The sequence below is a fragment of the Plantibacter sp. MDV22-iso1 genome, from assembly GCF_058408345.1.
On the sequence record NZ_JBZVDY010000001.1, the window covers coordinates 1,372,727 to 1,389,153 of the forward strand.

The 16,427-nt window shown below is 69.2% G+C and carries 17 protein-coding genes; 7 read left to right on the top strand and 10 right to left on the bottom strand.

Annotated elements, in window-relative coordinates; translation table 11 throughout:
• Positions 1-2 precede the first annotated feature (2 nt).
• Positions 3-899 carry an SDR family oxidoreductase gene (locus AC4PMY_RS06590; RefSeq protein WP_064297082.1) on the bottom strand — a complete coding sequence of 299 codons (897 nt, stop codon included), beginning with the start codon at positions 897-899 and terminating at the stop codon, positions 3-5.
• 185 nt (positions 900-1,084) lie between these two features.
• Positions 1,085-2,869, bottom strand: coding sequence for a glycoside hydrolase family 15 protein (locus AC4PMY_RS06595; RefSeq protein ID WP_491622270.1), 1,785 nt, complete (start codon positions 2,867-2,869; stop codon positions 1,085-1,087).
• 169 nt (positions 2,870-3,038) lie between these two features.
• Here AC4PMY_RS06595 and AC4PMY_RS06600 point away from each other — a divergent pair, with 169 nt between their 5' ends.
• On the top strand, positions 3,039-3,878 hold the full coding sequence (locus AC4PMY_RS06600) for an SDR family oxidoreductase (RefSeq protein ID WP_491622271.1): 840 nt from the start codon (positions 3,039-3,041) through the stop codon (positions 3,876-3,878).
• Between the two features lie 16 nt (positions 3,879-3,894).
• Here AC4PMY_RS06600 and AC4PMY_RS06605 read toward each other — a convergent pair whose 3' ends face one another.
• Positions 3,895-5,073 carry an aromatic acid exporter family protein gene (locus AC4PMY_RS06605; protein ID WP_064297079.1) on the bottom strand — a complete coding sequence of 393 codons (1,179 nt, stop codon included), beginning with the start codon at positions 5,071-5,073 and terminating at the stop codon, positions 3,895-3,897.
• Between the two features lie 117 nt (positions 5,074-5,190).
• Here AC4PMY_RS06605 and AC4PMY_RS06610 point away from each other — a divergent pair, with 117 nt between their 5' ends.
• Positions 5,191-5,319: a hypothetical protein gene (locus AC4PMY_RS06610; protein ID WP_255376699.1), complete on the top strand. Its 129-nt coding sequence runs from the start codon at positions 5,191-5,193 to the stop codon at positions 5,317-5,319.
• A 71-nt stretch (positions 5,320-5,390) separates the two neighbouring features.
• On the opposite strand, the gene AC4PMY_RS06615 is transcribed toward AC4PMY_RS06610, so the two are convergent.
• A complete protein-coding gene (locus AC4PMY_RS06615) occupies positions 5,391-5,954 on the bottom strand; it encodes a Dps family protein (protein WP_064297078.1) in 564 nt (187 codons plus the stop codon).
• Between the two features lie 191 nt (positions 5,955-6,145).
• Between AC4PMY_RS06615 and AC4PMY_RS06620 the strand changes: the two genes are divergently transcribed.
• The 3 genes from AC4PMY_RS06620 to AC4PMY_RS06630 all read left to right on the top strand — a co-directional run bounded on the left by AC4PMY_RS06620 (position 6,146) and on the right by AC4PMY_RS06630 (position 7,212).
• Positions 6,146-6,466 carry a DUF7882 family protein gene (locus tag AC4PMY_RS06620; protein WP_064297077.1) on the top strand — a complete coding sequence of 107 codons (321 nt, stop codon included), beginning with the start codon at positions 6,146-6,148 and terminating at the stop codon, positions 6,464-6,466.
• A complete protein-coding gene (locus AC4PMY_RS06625) occupies positions 6,463-6,729 on the top strand; it encodes a hypothetical protein (protein WP_071261757.1) in 267 nt (88 codons plus the stop codon). The genes AC4PMY_RS06620 and AC4PMY_RS06625 overlap by 4 nt, the downstream gene beginning before the upstream one ends.
• Positions 6,730-6,909: 180 nt before the next feature.
• Positions 6,910-7,212 carry a DUF7882 family protein gene (locus tag AC4PMY_RS06630; protein WP_064297075.1) on the top strand — a complete coding sequence of 101 codons (303 nt, stop codon included), beginning with the start codon at positions 6,910-6,912 and terminating at the stop codon, positions 7,210-7,212.
• Positions 7,213-7,283: 71 nt separating this feature from the next.
• On the opposite strand, the gene AC4PMY_RS06635 is transcribed toward AC4PMY_RS06630, so the two are convergent.
• From AC4PMY_RS06635 to AC4PMY_RS06660, 6 genes are all read right to left on the bottom strand, one after another.
• Complete coding sequence (locus AC4PMY_RS06635; RefSeq protein WP_491622272.1) at positions 7,284-9,596, bottom strand: exo-beta-d-1,3/1,6-glucosidase; 2,313 nt, start codon at positions 9,594-9,596, stop codon at positions 7,284-7,286.
• Positions 9,593-10,645 carry an ABC transporter permease gene (locus tag AC4PMY_RS06640; RefSeq protein WP_064297073.1) on the bottom strand — a complete coding sequence of 351 codons (1,053 nt, stop codon included), beginning with the start codon at positions 10,643-10,645 and terminating at the stop codon, positions 9,593-9,595. Before AC4PMY_RS06640 ends, AC4PMY_RS06635 begins: the two co-directional genes overlap by 4 nt.
• Before the next feature lies 1 nt (position 10,646).
• Positions 10,647-11,630, bottom strand: coding sequence for an ABC transporter permease (locus tag AC4PMY_RS06645; RefSeq protein ID WP_064297072.1), 984 nt, complete (start codon positions 11,628-11,630; stop codon positions 10,647-10,649).
• A complete protein-coding gene (locus tag AC4PMY_RS06650) occupies positions 11,627-12,442 on the bottom strand; it encodes an ABC transporter ATP-binding protein (protein WP_491622273.1) in 816 nt (271 codons plus the stop codon). The genes AC4PMY_RS06645 and AC4PMY_RS06650 overlap by 4 nt, the downstream gene beginning before the upstream one ends.
• Positions 12,439-13,311, bottom strand: a complete 873-nt coding sequence (locus AC4PMY_RS06655) for an ABC transporter ATP-binding protein (RefSeq protein WP_491622274.1) — start codon at positions 13,309-13,311, stop codon at positions 12,439-12,441. The genes AC4PMY_RS06650 and AC4PMY_RS06655 overlap by 4 nt, the downstream gene beginning before the upstream one ends.
• A 74-nt stretch (positions 13,312-13,385) precedes the next feature.
• A complete protein-coding gene (locus tag AC4PMY_RS06660) occupies positions 13,386-15,044 on the bottom strand; it encodes an ABC transporter substrate-binding protein (protein WP_491622275.1) in 1,659 nt (552 codons plus the stop codon).
• Between the two features lie 132 nt (positions 15,045-15,176).
• Between AC4PMY_RS06660 and AC4PMY_RS06665 the strand changes: the two genes are divergently transcribed.
• A complete protein-coding gene (locus AC4PMY_RS06665) occupies positions 15,177-15,824 on the top strand; it encodes a TetR/AcrR family transcriptional regulator (RefSeq protein WP_064297068.1) in 648 nt (215 codons plus the stop codon).
• A gap of 92 nt (positions 15,825-15,916) precedes the next feature.
• A complete protein-coding gene (locus AC4PMY_RS06670) occupies positions 15,917-16,348 on the top strand; it encodes a hypothetical protein (protein WP_491622276.1) in 432 nt (143 codons plus the stop codon).
• The last annotated feature ends 79 nt before the right edge of the window (positions 16,349-16,427 follow it).

Here is a 16,427-nt window from a genome sequence, read left to right on the forward strand (position 1 = left end):
GGTTACGGCGTGGGCATACCGCCGTTGACGTTCAGGGTCTCACCGAGGACGTAGGACGACTCAGCCGACGCGAGGAACACGTAGGCGGGCGCGAGCTCGGCAGGCTGGCCCATGCGGCCGAGCGGGGTGTCCTCGCCGAACTCGGCGATCTTGTCCTGCGGCTGACCGTCCGACACCTGGAGCGGCGTCCAGATCGGGCCGGGCGCGACCGCGTTGACGCGGATGCCCTTGGGCGCGAGCTGCTGCGCTAGCGCCTTCGTGAAGGCGTTGATGGTCGCCTTGGTCGACGCGTAGTCCACGAGGATGTCGGAAGGCGAGTACGCCTGGATCGAGGTCGTGTTGATGATCGACGAGCCGGCCGGCAGGTGCGGGAGGGCGGCCTTCGAGAGCCAGAACATCGCGTAGACGTTGGTCTTGAAGGTGTCGTCGAACTGCTCGTCCGTGAGGGTGGTGAGGTCCTCGTTGAACATCTGCTTGCCGCCGTTGTTCACGAGGATGTCGAGTCCTCCGAGGCCCTCGACCGTCTGCGCGACGAGGTCGCGGCAGTAGGACGGGTCGCGCAGGTCGCCCGGCAGGGTGAGGACGGTGACGCCGGCGTCGCGGACGATGCCGGCGATGCGCTGCGCGTCCTCTTCCTCCTCCGGGAGGTAGGACAGGGCCACGGAGGCACCTTCGCGGGCGAAGGCGATCGCGGTGGCGGCCCCGATGCCGGAATCGCCACCGGTGATGAGCGCCTTGCGGCCGGTGAGCCGGCCGGTGCCGCGGTAGCTCTCCTCGCCGAGGTCGGCCTTCGGGTCGAGCTTCGCGTCGAGGCCGGGCTCGGGCTGGTGCTGCTTCTCCGCGGAGATGTGGGCGTAGAGCTTCGCCGGGTCGGTGAAGGTGTACTGGTCGTCGGCCATGGTGATGGTCCTCTCGTTCAGTGGGTGTTCGGCGTGGATCGGATCGTGGCCGAGTGGTTGCAACGCTACGGACCGCGACCGGTGTGACCCCGGGGCTTGCGTTCTCGGAGGCTGCCGGGTATCCGCGCAGGGACCGCCCTTCGACAAGCTCAGGGACCGGGGTGCAGGCTCAGGGACCGGGGACTTCACTCCTCCTCGGTGAGCTCCTTGATCGTGAGAGCCGCGTTGATGAGCGCGAGGTGGCTCAGGGCCTGCGGCAGATTGCCCCAGTGCGCACCGTCGGCCGGGTCGATCATCTCGGCGAGGATCCCGACGTCGTTGGTCATGCCGACGAGCTCGTCCATGGCCGCGATCGCCTCGTCGTGACGGCCGACGCAGGCGAGCGCGGAGGCCCGCCAGAACGCACAGGCGACGAAGGTGTACTCCTCCTGCTGCACGCCCGAGTACCGGTACAGCAGCGGCCCCTCACCGAGTTCGGCCGTCAGCGCGTCGATGGTCGAGGACATCCGGTCACCGCGGTCGAACCCGCTCATCGCGTGCAGCAGCACGGAGGCGTCGAGGTCGTCGCTCCCGGGGAACATGACGTACGCCCCGCGCTCCTCGTTCCACCCGTGCTCGTCGATCCATTCCCGGATCCGGGTCTGCTCGGCGCGCCAGCGATCGGCACTGCCGGCGACCTGCCCGAGCTCCGCCAGGTGCACCGCATCGCCGAGGGCCTGCCAGCAGCCCATCTTGGACGAGACGTAGTGCTCCTCCTGGGGCAGCTCCCACATGCCTGCGTCGCGATTCCGCCACAGGTCGCAGGTGCGGTCGGCGACCTCGGCGAGGAGACGACCGGTCTCCACGTCGAGGACGTTGCCGGCGTCGACGTAGGTGCGGCAGATCGCGAAGAGGTCGCCGTAGACACCGAGCTGCAATTGCCCCTGGGCCGGGTTTCCACTCACCACCGGTCCGATGCCGCGCCAGCCGGCGACGTCGTGCTCGACGACCCCGTCGGGCACACCGCCCTCGAGTCCGTAGAAGATGTGCAGCTCCGGCCCGTTCTCGCGGATGGTGCGCAGCAGCCACGACACGGCGGCGTGCGTCTCCTCGCGGAGACCGAAGCGGACGAGCGCGTGCGCGGTGTACGCGAGGTCCCGCACCCAGGCGAAGCGGTAGTCCCAGTTCTTGGCCCCGCGCGGGTTCTCCGGGAGCGAGGTGGTCGCCGCGGCCGCGATGGCGCCGGTGGGGCTGAAGATGAGCAGTTTCAGGGCGAGCGCACTGCGCTGCACCTGATCCGCCCACGGGCCTTCGTAGGAGAAGGCCCGGGACCAGGCGCGCCAGTTGTCGATCGTTCGGTCGATGCCCACGTCGACGTTGGCAGGCACGGGCAGATGGATCGGCTCGCCGTGGGTGGCGACGACGATCAAGAGATGCCGGGAGTCCTCGCTGGTCGTGAACCGGCCCGAGAGCTCCGTCGGCATCGATCCATCGACCTCGACCTCGTTCGGCCCGTACTCGTCGCCGACCACCGCGATCGTCGTCGCGCCCGACCGGATGATGGGGCCCCGTGTGCTGTCCTCGATCCACGGCGAGGCCGTCCCGAGCGCCGTCCCGGGACGGACGCGCCAGGTGAACTCGACGCTGCCTGAGACGCCGTCGATCCGGCGTGCGAGTTCGGCCCAGGGCAGGCGCCCCGCGATACCCGTGACGAGTGCGTCCGTGATCGTCGCGCGCCCGTGCTCGGTCGTGAAGGTCGTGCGCAACACGTTGGTGCCGGAGACGTAGCGTCTCGTGACGGTGTACTCGCCGACCGGTTCGAGCTCGATGCACCCGCCGGAGTCGTCGTCGAGCAGCCGGGCGAACACCGGCATGGAGCCGAGGTCGGGGATCGGCAGCCAGTCGACCTGGCCTCGGAGTCCGATGAGGGCGACGGTACGGCCGTCCCCGATCGGTGCGTACGAACGGAGATCCTCGCCAGCTGCGGTCATGCGATTCACCCTACGAGCCGCGCCTCCGAATCGCCGGGGCTGGCGGCCCCGGCACGCGGCTGCTAGCACGGGACGCCCGGTGCCGGGCGGGCGTCAACCCCTGGAGGCGGATCACCCGGATCGGCTTGGGTGGACGGACCGCAACCACAGCAGCACAGGGAGGAACACCATGAACCAGCCCGCTCAGCAGCAGCAGCCGCCCGGCACCGAAGGTGAACTCACCCCGCAGGCCGATCACGGCGAGTCCAGCTACCGGGGTTCCGGCAAGCTCGAGGGCAAGGTCGCCATCATCACCGGCGGCGACAGCGGCATCGGGAAGGCCGTCGCGATCGCCTACGCCCGCGAAGGGGCGAACGTCGTCGTCAGCTACCTCGACGAGGACGAGGACGCCGCGGACACGGTGCGCTGGGTCGAGGAGGCCGGCCGGAGCGCGCTCAGCATCGGCGGCGACCTGACGAGCCCGGAGCACTGCCGCGAGATCGTCCGCGCGACGGTGGAGCGCTTCGGCAAAGTCGACATCCTCGTGAGCAACGCCGCGTACCAGATGACCCGGGAGAGCCTGGCCGAGATCCCGGACGAGGAGTGGGACCACACGCTCGCGACGAACCTCAGTGCGTTCTTCCACCTGAGCAAGGCGGCGGTCCCGCACATGGCTCCGGGATCCTCGATCATCGCGACGAGCTCGGTGCAGGCCGACTCGCCGTCGCCGCAGCTCATGCCCTACGCCATGACCAAGGCTGGGCTCGCGAGCATGACCGCTTCGCTCGCCCAGCTGCTCGGCGGCGACGGGATCCGCGTGAACGCGGTCGCCCCCGGCCCGATCTGGACACCCCTGATCCCGTCGACGATGCCGCCCGAGACGGTCGAGTCGTTCGGGACGGACACCCCGCTGGGGCGTCCGGGCCAGCCCGCAGAGGTCGCACCGCCCTACGTGCTGCTCGCCTCGGACGAGGGCAGCTACATCTCGGGCGCCGTCATCGCGGTGACGGGCGGCAAGCCGATCCTCTGAGCGCCGAGCGCATCGGTCAGGCTTCGGGCGACCGCTCCGAGCGCTCGATCTCGGCATGGATGCGGCGCAGCGCGAACAGCAGGTTCTCGCCGCCCGCATCCTCCGCCGGGTCGTCGTCGTCCGGCTCCCGGCCCGCCGCCCCCTTCGCGCCCGCGTGGGCCGATCGCACCGCCCGACGCAGCATCGTCAGCGCCCGGTCGGAGGCACGCAGCGCCTCGGAGAGACGGTCGTCGTCGATCGCGGCCTCGACGAGGTCGGCCGAGGCGTCGATCGCATCGGCGAGTGCACTCCGGACGCCCTCGTCGAGGTCGACCGGCACCGGGATCCCCCAGAGCGCCGCACGCAGGGCGTCACCGATCTCCACGACCACCGGCGCGATCCGTTCGAGGGCGGCGAGCGCCCCCTCATCCCCGCGGAAGTCGTGCCGATTCCACCGCGTGCGCGGATTGGCCCGGCGGCTCTCCGCGGCGTCCTTCATCAGCCCGCGCGCGGCGTCGACGTCGTGCCGGATGGCGAGCAGCGAGCTGTCCCAGGACGGCGGGTCGTCCGGGGTCGGTGCCGACTCGGATCGGAGGGTGTCCGACATGCTCCGGAGCGCACCGACCATCCGCGACCTCGCGGCCGAGATCCCGGCTGCCGACTCGCGGACGAACAGCGGCGGCATGATGAGCAGGTTCACGAGGAGCCCGACGAGCACGCCGAGGGCCATCTGCACGAGGTAGCCGACCGAGAAGTCGTTGGCGTTCGCTCCGCCGATGATGATGACGAAGAGCGCCGCAATGGGGACGTAGTCGCGGCCCTGCCCGAGCCCCGGCAAGCCGGCGAGGAGTGTTCCGAGCCCCACCGACAGCGAGACGGACACCCAGCCGGGCGCGGGCGAGATGATGAGCAGCCACGCGAGTCCGATGCCGAGGCCCAGACCGACGAGGGTCTGCAGGCTCGAGCGCACCGAGTCCATGAGCGTCGGTGTGAGGCTCACGAGGGCGCCGAGCGGGGCGTAGTAGGAGAAGTCGCCGAGCTCGCCCGGGAGCAGGCTGCCGAGGAACCAGGCGGCGGTGGCCGCGATGGCGACCTTGAGCGCGAGCATGAGGCGCCACGGACGCAGCGCGGGCATGATCCACGCGCCGACCCGTTGCTTCGGTGTGCGGATGCTCCCCGTCGGGGTCTCGCGTCCGGTCACCTCATCGCCGCTCATCACAGCCGCCATGGTGGTCTGGCCCTGTCGAAGCGTCAACCCCCACGCGCCGATCAGCTCGGCGGCCTAGCGTTGGTCTGGTCATCTCCGATGGCGACAACCAGGAAGGAAGCGAACATGACGAACGCATCTGCATCATCCTCACGTCCGGACGCGGAGGAGATCCCCGACGGTTCGGGCTCCGACGGTTCCGAGTCCACTGACGGTGAGGACACGGCGTCGGGTGGCGGCGCCGACGACGAGTAGTCGCCGAACCGACATCCGACCCCGATGGGCAGCGGCGCCGACGACGATTCGCCGTCGGACGCCGCCCCAGGTCAACGACTGCGGGTCGCCGTCCGGTTCTCCGCGCTGATCATCCAGGCGAACTGCTCCAGCTGCTGGATGATCGCGTGGAGGATGTCCGCGCTCGTCGGGTCCTCGTCATCGACCTCGTCGTGGACGCGGCGCATGGTGCCGACGACGGCCTCGAGTCGGACGGTGATCAGATCGATCGTCTCCGAGGTGTCGATCTCGCCCTGCGGGTACTCGGGCAACGTCGTGGTCTCGGCCACGATGTCGCTGCGTCCGTCCGGCACGGCGTGCAGGGCACGCATGCGCTCGGCGACGGTGTCGCTGAACTCACGGGCCGCGTCGATGATCTCGTCCAGCTGCAGGTGCGTGTCGCGGAAGTTGCGTCCGACGACGTTCCAGTGCGCCTGCTTGCCCTGGATCGACAGCTCGATGAGGTCGACGAGGACGGCCTGCATGTTGGCGTCCAGTTCCTTCGACGCGACGAAACCCTTCTCGGCGTTCTGCCGACGGGTGGGCTTCGGCCCGGATCCTCCGGGAGCCGATCGGGTCGTGCTGTCGGTCTTGCTGGTCTTCTCTGCTGTTGCCATTGGTGGCACCTCCTGCACCGCAGGTTACGCACCGAAGCTGTCGGTCCGCGGGCCCTTGACATCATCGACGACATCTCCCATTCGCGCCCGCGCGGGCGTCAGCTGGGAATTCCGAGCCGGGAGACTTATGGTGAAGCGACACAGCGTGACGCGACACCGCGTGAAGCACGACGAGGAGAGCACGGCCCGCCATGGGAAAACTGATCTACGGTTCTGAGGTCTCGATCACCTTCGAGGACCGGCTGCTCGCGCACCTGCAGTTCGTGATCGGCGCGAAGCTCCGCCGGAACGAGGCCTTCTACTTCGGGTGGAAGGACGACCCGCGGGCGGGCGACGGGCGCAGCGTCATCTGGATCCACCCCTCGGTGCCGTTGCGCTTCAAGTACTCGGGCAGCGTCCCGATCGACCTCAACCGCGCGTGGATCGACGCGCTGAACGTCACGGCGAACTCCGCCCACGGCCTCTCGGTCATCGCGGAGCCCGCTCCGAGCCGGACAGGACAAGTCGCATGAGCCGCATGGAGATCGTCTACCAGGGACTTCCGTACTCGATCGCCGTCTCCGACCCGGACGAGTTCCGCGCCGAGGTGCTCGAGAGCATCTCGTCCGGGCAGTTCCGATGGCTGCAGGTCGACCGCGGCGAAGGACAGCTGGAGCCCATCAACCTCCTGATCGGCCCCGGTATCGGTATCGCGATGGGCACGCCTGACGGCGATTCCCAGGACACCCCGTCCTCGGCCCTCCCTCAGGGACAGGACCCGGACCTGCTGTCCTGACCGTCTCGCCGAGCGGACACGCATAGCGCAGCAGGCACTCGGAAATCAACAGTTCAGCGTGACGATTTCTCGTTTTCTAGACTTGTTCGGCGGACGTTGAAGTGGGTCTCCAGGCTGGCCGCTCGACACCGGCGCATCTCGCCGTGTCGATCGTCGGAGGTCCGGAGAAGGGTACAGCACATGGGCGCGATCGTTTACGGGACGGGCGAGAACCGGTTCCACCTCGAGGACCGGATGCTGGCTCACGTCAAGACCATCACCCTCATGAAGCTCCGCCGGAACGAGTCGTTCTCGGTGACGCTCCGCGACACCTCGACGGAACGCGGCCGCGTCACGCTCTGGCTGCACCCCTCGATCCCGCTGCAGTTCAGCTTCGAGTCGGATGAGACGTTCGAGATGGACCGCCCGCTGCTGGAGGACCTCATGCACGGCGCCAACGGTGGCGAGGTCACCGTTCGAGCGGACGCCGAAGAACTGGCCTGATCGGCCCCGCGGGTGCCGCACGAAACAGGAGGGACTTCGTGCGGCCCCTGAGGGTCCCGGTGCTCGACGGCTCAGTCGGAGATCGTGAAGCGGACCGCGTGCAGCGCATCGGCCCGTGACGAACCGCCCACCCGCAGCTCGAACTCGCCCGCTTCGACGACCCGCCGTCCCCGCGCGTCGACGATGGAGCAGTCGGCGACGGGCAGTTCGATCGCGACCGTCGTCGTGTCGCCCGGTTCGATCGCGACCTGACGGAACGTCTTCAGCTCCTGGTCGGCCCAGCTCACTGACGTGACGAGGTCGCTGACGTACACCTGCACCGTCTCGAGGACGGAGCGCGAACCGCTGTTGTGGACCTCGACCTCGGCGCGCACGGTCTCGTCACGTCCGTAGACGGCCTGGTCGAGGCGCGGCTGCCCGTACTCGACGCTCGAGTAGGAGAGCCCGTCGCCGAACGCGAACGCAGGCTCCTGGGTGAGGTCGGCGTAGCGGTCGCCGTGCTGGCCGCGGATCTGGTTGTAGTACGTCGGCTGCTGGCCGGCGTGCCGCGCGAAGGAGATCGGCAGGCGACCGGTCGGCTCGATGAGACCGAGCAGGAGTTCCGCGATCGCCCGACCGCCCTGCATGCCGGGACTGGCCGCCCACACGATCGCATCGGCGTGCAGCGCGGACGGCGGCAGCACGAGCGGCTTCGAAGCGAGCAGGACCACGACGAGCGGCTTCCCGGTGGCGGCAAGGGCGTCGAGCAGGGCCACCTGTGCGCCGATGAGCTCGAGCGTCGCGGTGGAGCGACCCTCCCCCACGAGCTCGATGCGGTCACCCACCACGGCGACGACCACGTCGGCGTCCTCGGCCAGTGCGACGGCTTCCGCGATGAGCGCCTCGTCCGGTCGCGCGGGCGTGACGAGCGGTGGACGCGGCTGGCCGTCGGGGAAGGTCGCCCCCGCGGGATCGGGTGAGAGCGTGAGGATGTCAGCTCCGAACGCGGTCGTGACCGTGCTCCCGGCGGGTGCGACCGCACGCAGGCCGTCGACCACGGTGGTGATCATCTCGCGCGGCTGGCCGTCGGGCAGCCAACCGGCCTGGCCGGAGTTGCCCGCCCAGTCGCCGAGCTGCATCTGCGCGTCGTCCGCGAGCGGACCCACGACGGCGATGCGCTGCGGCCCGGCCTCGGACGTCGCGATCGCCCTGCCTGCCTCGTCCGCCCGGTAGCCGCCGGCGAGCGGCAGCACGCCCTCGTTGCGGAGCAGGACGAGCGAACGCCGCGCGGTCTCGAGGTTGAGCTCGGTGTGCTCCGGCGAGCCGATCACCGCGAGCTGCTCCGCGGCGTCCGGGTGCCGCGGGCGCTCGAACAAGCCGAGCGCGAACTTCAGGGTGAGGATGCGACGGACCGCCCGGTCGAGGTCGGCCTCCTCGAGCAGGCCGCGCTCGAGCGCTTCCAGGGCACCTTCGAAGAAGCCGGGCGTGGTCATCACCATGTCGTTGCCGGCGCGGATCGCGGCAGCCGAGGCGTGCACGTAGTCCGGGCTGACGTGCTGCTCCCACACCATGCGGCCCACGTTGTCCCAGTCGGTGATGAGCGTCCCCTCGTACCCCCACTCACCGCGCAGGACGTCGTCGAGTAGCCACTCGTTGACCGTGATCGGCACCCCGTCGATCGACTGGTAGCCGAGCATGAAGCTGGCGCAGCCCTCGCGGGCGACCCGCTCGAACGGCGGGAGGAACCATGACCGCAGTTTGCGCGGGGAGATGTCGGCCTCGCTCGCGTCGCGGCCACCCTGCGTCTCGGAGTAGCCGGCGAAGTGCTTGGCCGTCGCGAGGATGGCGGTCGGGTCGGACAGGCCGTCGCCCTGGTAGCCGCGCACCATCGCGGAGGCCAGCTCACCGATGAGGAACGGGTCCTCACCGAAGGTCTCGCCGACACGTCCCCAGCGGAGGTCGCGCGCGATGCAGAGCACCGGCGAGAACGTCCAGTGGACACCCGTCGCGGCGACCTCGACGGCCGTGGCCCTGGCGACCCGCTCGAGCAGCTCGGTGTCCCAGCTCGCGGCCATCGCCAGTTGCGTGGGGAAGATCGTCGCGCCGAGGTGGAAGGAGTGCCCATGGATGCAGTCCTCCCCCACGATCAGCGGGATCCGCAGTCGCGTCCGCCCGACGAGTTCATGGGCGACCGCGAGACGCTCCGGTGACGCGTGCAGGATCGAGCCGACGTGGGTCTCGAGCACGTGCGCCTCGATGTCGTCGCGGGCGTCGAGCTGCATCATCTGGCCGACCTTCTCCCGGACGGTCATCCGCTCGACGAGGTCGTCGACACGGGCCGCGATGGGCAGCGTGGCGTCGAGGTAGCGGGCCGCGTCGAGGTGACGGGTGGTGTCGGTCTTCATCGTTCGGTCGCTCCAGCGCGTTCGGTGTGGGTCGTGTCGGTGGTCGTGGACGGGCCGGCCGGCTCGGTGCGGACGGCGGTGACGCTCGCCCCGGGCTTGATGCCGCGCTTGCGGAGGGCCCTGGCGCGCTCGCCAGCCGAGCGGAGCCTCGGGTTCACGTACTCGTCGATCCCGAAGTTGATGAGCGACAATGCGACACCGAGCAGGGCGATGCACACACCGGCGGGCACGTACCACCACCAGAAGTCGGGGAACGCACCGTTCTGCTGCGCCCAGAACAGGATGGTGCCCCAGTTGAGGTTCGTGATGGGGATGACACCGATGAACGCGAGCGTGGTGAGCCCGAGCACTGCAGCGGTGACCGTGCCGACGAAGCTCGAGGCGATGATGGCGGTCAGGTTCGGCAGCATCTCGACGGTGATGATCCGGAAGAGGGACTCCCCGTTCGCCTTCGCCGCCTGGATGAAGTCCCGGTTGCGGAGCGACATCGTCTGCGCGCGCAGCACTCGCCCGCCCCACGCCCACCCGGTGAGCGCCAGGACACCGGCGATGAGGAACAGGCTCGGGTTGTCGTACTGGGACGCCACGATGATCATGAGCGGGAGACCCGGGATGACGAGGAAGACGTTCGTCAGCGCGGACAGCGACTCGCTCGTGAACCCCGAGACGTACCCGGCGGTGACGCCGATGGCGACGGCGATGATCGTCGCGAAGATGCCCGCGAGGAAGCCGACGAGGAGCACGCCGCGGGTGCCGTAGATCAGCTGGCTCAGGACGTCCTCGCCCATGTGCGTGGTGCCGAGCAGGTGCGCGGCGGACGGAGCCTGGCGCAGCGCGGTGAAGTCCTTCTCCAGTGGGCCGTACGGCGCGATGAGGTCGCCGAAGACCGCGACGAGGACGAAGAAGCCGAGGATGCAGAGGCCCGTGATCGACTTGCCGTTCCGGAACATCGCGAACGACGACGCGAACCGTGCGGCGACCGAGCGGCCGGCCGGCGTCGGTTTGGGCGCCTCAGCGGTGGCGAGGGCCTCGGTGGTGGGGATGGTCATGTCAGGACTCCATCTGGCGGGTGCGGGGGTCGAGCACCGCGTAGGCGACGTCGGCCAGGATGTTCGCGACGAGGACGGTGAGGGTGATGACGAGGAAGAGCCCCTGCATGAGCGGGTAGTCCTTCGCCGTCGTGGCGTCGAGCAGGAGCTTGCCGACGCCCGGGTAGGAGAAGACCATCTCCATGACGATCGTGCCGCCGACGATGAAGCCGAGCGACAGGGCGAAGCTCGACAGCTGCGGCAGCATGGCGTTGCGTGCGGCGTAGTCGACGAGCACCCGGCGGGTCGGCAGGCCCTTCGCCTGGGCGACGGTCACGTAGTCCTCGTCGAGGACGGTGACCATCATGTTGCGCATGCCGAGGATCCAGCCGCCGAGCGAGGCGAGCACGATCGTCGCCGCCGGGAGGAAGCCGTGCGCGATCACCTGCCCGATGAAGTCGAGCGAGAACTCGGGCCTCGATCCCTTGCCGTAGGCGTGGGAGGCGGGGAACCAGCCGAGGAGGGTGGAGAACACGGCGATCGCGATGAGGCCCATCCAGAAGTACGGCACCGTCGAGAAGAAGGTGGACAGCGGGACGATGAAGTCCGCCTTGCTGCCGCGTCGCCAGCCGATGAGGGCGCCGATGGAGGTGCCGAGGACGAACGACAGGATCGTCGCGATCCCGACGAGGCCCACGGTCCACGGCAGGGCGGCGGCGATCACGTCGGTGACGGGTGCGAGGCCCTTCGAGAAGGACCGTCCGAGGTCGCCCGAGAACAGCAACCGCCAGTAGTCCAGGTACTGCTCGAGCATCGACTTGTCGGCGTCGAGTCCGAACAGGGTGCGCAGCGAGTCCGCGGCCTCGGGGCTGATGCGGCCCTGGTTCTTCGCGATGTACGCCGAGACGGGGTCGCCCTTGAGCATGCGCGGCAGGAAGAAGTTGATCGTGATCGCAGCCCACGCGGTGAACGCGTAGAAGGCGGCGCGACGGAGGAAGAAGGTCATGGTCGGCTCCCTGCCGATTCGGAGAGCGCGTCGCCCGCGAAGTGGCGGTCGGGGTCGGGTGACGCGTTGCGGAGGGCGAGCGTGTAGGGGTGCTGCGGGCGGAGGATCACGTCGTCGGCCGGGCCTCGCTCGACCACCTCGCCGTGGTGCAGGACCATGATCTCGTCGCTGAAGTGCCGCGCGGTCGCGAGGTCGTGCGTGATGTAGAGCACGCCGAGTCGCGACTCGCGCTGCAGCTCGGCCAGGAGGTTGAGGACGCCCAGCCGGATGGAGACGTCGAGCATCGAGACGGGCTCGTCGGCGATGAGGAGGGACGGACGCGACGCGAGCGCACGGGCGATGGCGACCCGCTGGCGCTGACCGCCGGACAGTTCGTGAGGCCGACGGTCGATGGTGCCGGCGGGGTCGAGCTGCACGCGCTCGAGGAGGCGGTGCACCTCGTCCTCGACCTCGGCCTCGGGGACGACGTGGTCGAGGCGCAACGGCCGCTCCAGGTGGTGGCGGATCGTGTGCGACGGGTTCAGCGAGGCGAACGGATCCTGGAAGACCATGCGGACCTGCTGGCGGTAGCGGCGCAGTGCACGACCACGACGCGGGATCGCCTTGTCGTCGAGCAGGATGTCGCCGCTCGTCGCCCGTTCCAACTGGGTGAGGATCTTCGCGATGGTCGACTTGCCGCTGCCGGACTGTCCGACGAGGGCGAGTGTCTGGCCGGACCGCAGGGTGAAGCTGACGTCGTCGAGCGCGAGCATGTGACCGGAGCCACGGACCCGGTACCGCTTCGACACGTGGGAGAACTCGAGGGTGGTCATGCGGTCGCTCCTGCCTGGGTGGCCGACGTGGCGGCACCCGTCCCGCGGACGAAGTCGCCGCGCTCGCCGGTGAGGCTCGGGAAGGACGCGAGCAGCTTCCGCGTGTACGGGTCCTTCGCCTGTCGGTAGATGCGTTCCGCCGTGTCGATCTCGACGAGCCGACCGGCACGCATGACGGCGATGCGGTCGGAGATCTCGAGGAGCAGCGGGAGGTCGTGGGTGATGAAGATGACCGAGAACCCGAACTCGGTGCGGAGCTCGGAGATCTGCTGGAGGATCTCGCGCTGCACGAGCACGTCGAGCGCGGTGGTCGGTTCGTCCATGATCATCAGCTGCGGCTTCAGGGCGAGCGCCATCGCGATCATGACGCGCTGGCGCATGCCGCCGGAGAGCTCGTGCGGGTAGGACTTCAGTCGGTCGCGGCCGACCCCGACGATGTCGAGCAGCTTGCCCGCCTCCTCGCGGCGTTCGGCTCGCGACATCCCCCGGCGGTGCGTGGTGAAGACGTCGTCGAGCTGCCGCCCGATCGAGGTGACCGGGTTGAGGGCGTTCATCGCGCCCTGGAACACCATGGAGGCCTTGTCCCAGCGGAACGCACGCATCTCCTCCTCGCCCAGCCGGCCGAGGTCGACGTCCTCGCCGGACTCGTCGTGGAAGACGGCGGTGCCGCCGGTGATCACCGCCGGTGGTTTGAGGAGCCGTTGCAGGCCGTAGGCGAGGGTGGTCTTGCCGCAGCCGGACTCGCCGGCGAGGCCGAGGATCTCGCCGCGGCGGAGGGTGAGCGAGACGTCGCGCACGGCTTCGACGGGTGGTTCCACGTCGTAGGTGACGCTGAAGGAGGACACCGTCAGCAGGTCGTCGTTGGTCACTGCATGAGTCCGTTCTGTGCTGATGAAGAGGGTGCGGGGCGAGCCGAAGCCCGCCCCGCTGGGTGATGCCGTGCCTACTTCGCGGCCTTGAGCTGCGTGAGGATGTAGACCGCGGTCGGCTGCGTCGGGTCGGCGGGCGCGTAGGGGTCGTCCTCGCTCGGCCATCCGGTGTAGTTCCGCGTGTTGTACGAACCGATGAACGGACGCGTGCCGATGGGCATGGCCGGGACGTCGGAGACGAAGAGCTTCTGCACGGTCTCGAGGGCGGCTGCGCGCGTCGCGTCGTCCGTGGCGTTGGCGTAGGCCGCGAGCGCCGCGGTGGCCTCCGGGCTGTCGTACCGACCGAAGTTGAAGTCGGCAGCCTGGCCCTCGGCGACGAGCCAGCGGCCGTCCATGATGTCGGAGTACAGGTCGTACGGCGTCGCGCCGGTGTCGGTCCAGTGCAGGATGGCCTGGAAGTCGCCGTCGGACTTCGCCGCCCACCAGGTGTCCTGGTCGGGGGTGTCGACCGTGGCGGTGACGCCCAGCGTCTTGACCGAGTCGGCGATCAGGCTGATGCCGGTCACGTAGTCGTTCCAGCCCTGCGGCACCGACAGCGTGAAGGTGACCGCCTCGCCGGACGGGTCGGTGAGGACGTCGTCCTCCCAGGTGTAGCCGGCATCGGTCAGGACCTGCTTCGCGGCCTTCGCGTCGACGGTGTAGTCCTCGCCCTCGAACTCGGAGGCGATGAACGCGTCACCCGCCGGGGTCGGGAGGCCGGTCACCGAGCTGAGCTCGGGGACGCCGCCTTCACGGGCGATCTGCTGGTGCTGCTCGCGGTCGATGACGAGGTTCACCGCCTGGCGGAACGCGGGGTCGTTGAACGGCTTCGTCTGCGTGTTCACGAACATCGCGTCGACGGCGAGACCGGCGGCCGCCCAGTAGACGTTGTGCTCCTTGTCCTTGTCGAGGTATGCGGACTGCACGTTCGGGATGAAGGCCTGCGCCCAGTCGGCGTCGCCGTTCGCGAGGGCGGTGGTGAGGGCCGTGTTGTCGTTGTACGACACGTAGTAGAGCGTCGGCACGGCCGGCTGCTCACCCCAGTAGTCGTCGCGGGCGGAGAGCTCGACGCTCTCGGTGCTGAAGCTCGTGAGCGTGTACGGGCCGGTGCCGACGGGCTCCGGGTTCTCGAAGGTGGCGGGGTCGTCGACGGACTCCCACACGTGCTTCGGGACGATCTGCTTGAGGAGCACCTTGTCCTGCTTCACGAACATGGGGTTCGTGAACGAGAGCGTGACGGTGTCGCCCTCGGTCGCGACCGTGGTGAGGCCGAGGGCCGAGTTGTCGAGTTCGGGGTGGTCGATGAACTGCTGGAAGGTGAACGCGATGTCGTCGGCGCTGAACGCCTCGCCGTCGTTCCAGGTGACGCCCTCGCGGGCGGTCAGCGCGACGGAGGTGTAGTCGTCGGACCAGGCGATCTCGGATGCGAGCCAGGGCTTCACCTCGGCGCTCGGGTCGACGAGGTTGACGATCGCGAGCGGCTCCAGGATCGCGTTGATGTAGCCGAGCTTCATGGCGGACGAGTCGCCGACGTAGGGGTTGTTGGACTCGGTGGCGATCGAGCCGTCCGGCTTCGCGATCGTCAGGGCGGCGCCGCTCTCGGGGCCGTCGCTCGACCCGCCGCCACCGGTGCATCCGGTGAGCAGCAGGGCTGTGGCCGCGAACGCGGCCAGCAGTGGGGTTCTCAGCTTCATCGCTTTCTCCTCTTGGGTGTGCGCTGCGGCAGTGCGGCGCAAGTCGGGATTCGGTGATAACTTACTGACCATTCAGTAAGTTGGCAAGCGCGGTAGTGTCGGGCGCATCGAGGCCCCCGCGGAACGGACACCATGAGCACGGTGAAACGACAGAACACGGTGAAACGACCGGCCCAGCCACGCCCGGCGACCGTGGCGAGGCGAGCCGAGGTCGTCCGCTCCGCGTTGGACGTCTTCGGCGCCAAGGGGTACGCGAACGGCACGCTCATCGACATCGCCGAGCTCGTCGACATGACGCCGGCGGGCATCCTGCACCACTTCGGGTCGAAGGACCAGCTCCTCCTCGAGGTACTCAGCTACCGCGACGCGACGGACGTGCAGGACCTCGACGACCAGCACATCCCGGGCGGCATCGACCTGTTCAAGCACCTGATCCGCACTGCCGCCGCGAACGCGCAGCGCGCCGGGATCGTGCAGGCGTTCGTCGTCCTGTCGGCGGAGTCGGTGACCGAGGACCACCCGGCCAGGCACTACTTCGACGACCGCTACCGGACGCTGCGTCGGGAGATCGCGGAGGCGTTCGAGGTGGTGTGCGCCGAGCGGGGCGTCGATGCGCCCGAGACGATCCACCGTGCGGCGGCGTCCATCCTCGCGGTCATGGACGGCCTGCAGGTGCAGTGGCTCATCGACCCGGCGGACGTCGATCTCGCCGAGACGAGCGAGTACGCGATCCGGGTCATCGTCGAGTCCGTACTCGGTCCCGGCGCGCTGGACGACTGAGCCGAATCCGCACCCCACGTCCCCACCGCGAGGGCTACCGTGAGAGGCGGAGCCGGGCAGGACTCGGAGACGGTGATCGGAAGGACGTCGACATGGCCGAGAAACAATCGAGCACGAAGAGCGGATTCAGCGCCGAGGAACGCGCGGCGATGAAGGAGCGCGCCAAGGAGCTGAAGGCGGCTGCGAGTCGCGAGGAGGCCCTGCAGGCCGTCGTCGACGCGATCGCGGACATGGATGACGCCGATCGTGCGATCGCCGAGCCGTTGCACGAGCTGATCATGGGCGGCGACTCCGGCCTCGCGGCCAAGACCTGGTACGGCATGCCCGCCTACGTCGGTGCCGACGGCAAGGCGGTCGTGTTCTTCCAGGCGGCGGCGAAGTTCAAGGCGCGCTACGCGACCATCGGGTTCAACGACTCCGCGAAGCTCGACGACGGCGACCTGTGGCCGACCGCGTTCGGTGTCACCGCGTGGAACGACGCCGTCGCGGAGCGTGTCGCGGACCTGCTCGCCCGGGCCGTCTGACCTCTCCGGCCGCTCATCGAGTGCCCTCCTCCGGCCCCTGAGCCTGTCGAAGGGCACACGAGCAACGTCCACAACCGGT